Raw genomic sequence first — 2518 nt, 5'->3', positions numbered from 1 at the left:
GTAACTGCTCACCCCATATGAAGCTAACCCAACTCACCCAACGTCAACATTTTTACTCATCATCCTTATTTGAATCAGGAATCACAATATAATAGAGGCTTCCGTGATGATCCTGAGTTCAAGTAACTGGGTAAGAAATTTGAATCCCAGGGCGTCAGAACATGCTATTTTATAGCCTTTAATCCTGTTATCAGGAGCGCCAATTTCTTTAGAGACTTCACGGATCTCTCTTATACAGGATATGATTACATTTCTCTTATGCAAGAGCCTCATAAAAATCGTCCACTTCATCTATCAACGCTTGTTTTTTACAACCTTTTTTCCACTCATCAAGTAAGTTGCTTTGTAGTGTATCCGATACATCTGGCGCCCAATCTTTAAACTCGGAATTTGATTTAGTCTCAAAATCATTCAGTCCAAGAAGAATCCCTTCGCAGATAATTTTAGCTTCCTCCCATCTTGAATTAGATAAGAACTTCCGGAACTTTTCCATGTAAAATTCAACGACCTCTTCTACCATATCAAAAGCTAAATCAACAGGATCAACATACCCATGCTGCGTAGAGCCGCTATTATGCCAAAGCTCTTCAACATCAATCAGATCAAGGTTAACAAATAATTCGTTGGCAATTTGCCTAGCATTTAGCTCACGATTCAATTGGTTTAGTATTTCCTGAATAGGCTTAATAATCGATGGTTGCTCTTCTATCAATTTCTTTAGAATAATAATCGCTTGATAACGATCAATTTCATCCAAATTCATATTAAAAATCCACTCTATCATTGAGCGCTATACTCACGGCAACCATTGGGTTAATCCCCTTATTTCTCATTGTTTGCAAGTAACTTGAAATGCGGCAATAGGCACGTGCATATTTTTCAGTGCGAAAGCACCCAGAGACTTTCTGCTTAACTTTTGTCATACGTAAATCACGTTCGGCGCGGTTATTCGTAAATGACACATAAGGCAACTTTGCAAAAAGCAAAACGGACGCCTCGTATTTTTTAAGCCGTTCCCACAGGTTATGGGCATCAGATTTTGCTACTCTGCCACGACGTTTTGTCGTTTTTTTTGGGATAGCAGGTAGCTCTTGTTCGCCGACCGACAGTATTTTTCTATATAAGCGCTGTAATTTTAAATATTCATTGGCAGTCAGGCATTTCTCTTTTCGGCTTGACACGATTTTACATGTTTTCTGCAACAAACGCTTCATTTTTTTAGCCCAAAGATACCCATTTGAATCCATAATAAACGTCAGTTCACGTAGTAAGTGCGAGCCACACAAACCATGATTTAAGTGATCATAAGATAAATAAGACCCCCAGCAATCATGAACGATTGTCCCTTTATATTGAGGGATAATACCAATGTCATCCATCGCTTCTTTGCCGCGTTTCTCATGAAGGAATTTGAGCGTAATATCACCTGCAGAATAAACATGAATCCAGTGATTTTTCTTATCAACCCGTAATGATGTCTCATCCGTATGGATGCATTGTGCCGCCATCAACTGGGTTTTTGCATGATTTTCCCAAGACTCTAATGCTAAATGCAAGCGCCTGACATACCCTAATAACGTTGCTTCAGACAGGGTTCGACCAATTAAGGCAGTCACCATATCACTCACGCGCTTTAATGCGATCATTTGTGCAACAATAAGCTGGATGACATAGGCTTTAATGCCATTACCATATTGCAGCGAGCCAGGCATGTCATCAGGAAATTTGGCCTTAACCGTGGTATTGCAAGCTGGACATTGCTTGACTTCAGCATCCACGTGCTCCTCTGTTTTTTCAAAAATGATATCGATTTTTGTACGGCGCTCAACACACTCACAAGTAACATTGCTTAGATTTTCGCCGCATGCTTCACAGCTTAGTACTGGTAATAAGGTAACTGTCTCTACCTTACGTGTATTGCCGACCACTGTAATCGTTTTTTGCTTGTCTTTCTCCTCGTCTTTTTTGCTCTTAGTCGTTAACGATGTGTCATCTGGGGATGTTTGTGACGGGGGAATGCCAGAGTTAGCTGAGGTCTTTTTGGTTGATTTTTCCATAAAGATACTCAAAATGATATTGAATAACATCATGAGCGTATTAACCAATGTTGCTACCTCAGTGGACACTTTTCCTGCTGCCACCTGCTCTTGGAAGCTGGCTTTTATTTTGTCAAATTCTGCACGAACAGATTGTTTATCAAGGGTAGCCACAGTTTTTATTGTTGTTATTGACCTATGCAATCATTATAACACGAGGTTTTTCGACCTCATTGGAAGAGCAAGAAGGCATACAAATCGCTTAAATCAACTAAAAAAACTTAAATGGCGTTTTGTGATCTCCGATGATCTAAAAAACGCATCATACGTAACATTTAGAGCGAACCGAGGAAAATGTAAAAATAGCCTTAAAAAAGCTGTCAAGCATTTTTGAAAAAAATTATGCGGTTAATAATTCAGAATAAACTCATCTTTCACCCCTGCTAGACACGCAGTGGCTAATAGGGGTGAGCAGTTACATT

2 protein-coding genes are annotated in these 2518 nt (G+C 39.4%); both read right to left on the bottom strand.

Translation table 11 applies throughout. The annotated features are described in order from the left end of the window. Positions 1-256: 256 nt before the first annotated feature. The gene (locus K2X50_10290; GenBank protein MBX9587626.1) at positions 257-763 is read right to left on the bottom strand and encodes a hypothetical protein; all 507 of its coding nucleotides are present in this window, start codon (positions 761-763) and stop codon (positions 257-259) included. 1 nt (position 764) lies between these two features. After that, on the bottom strand, positions 765-2210 hold the full coding sequence (locus K2X50_10285) for an IS66 family transposase (GenBank protein ID MBX9587625.1): 1446 nt from the start codon (positions 2208-2210) through the stop codon (positions 765-767). Between the last annotated feature and the right edge of the window lie 308 nt (positions 2211-2518).

Source organism: Gammaproteobacteria bacterium, assembly GCA_019748175.1.
GTDB lineage: Bacteria > Pseudomonadota > Gammaproteobacteria > JAIEPX01 > JAIEPX01 > JAIEPX01.
This window is presented reverse-complemented; position numbering and strand designations above follow the sequence as displayed.

Excerpts from the sequence above, each read along its gene's own strand:
- K2X50_10290 (MBX9587626.1), bottom strand. The coding sequence starts at position 763 with ATGAATTTGGATGAAATTGATCGTTATCAAGCGATTATTATTCTAAAG.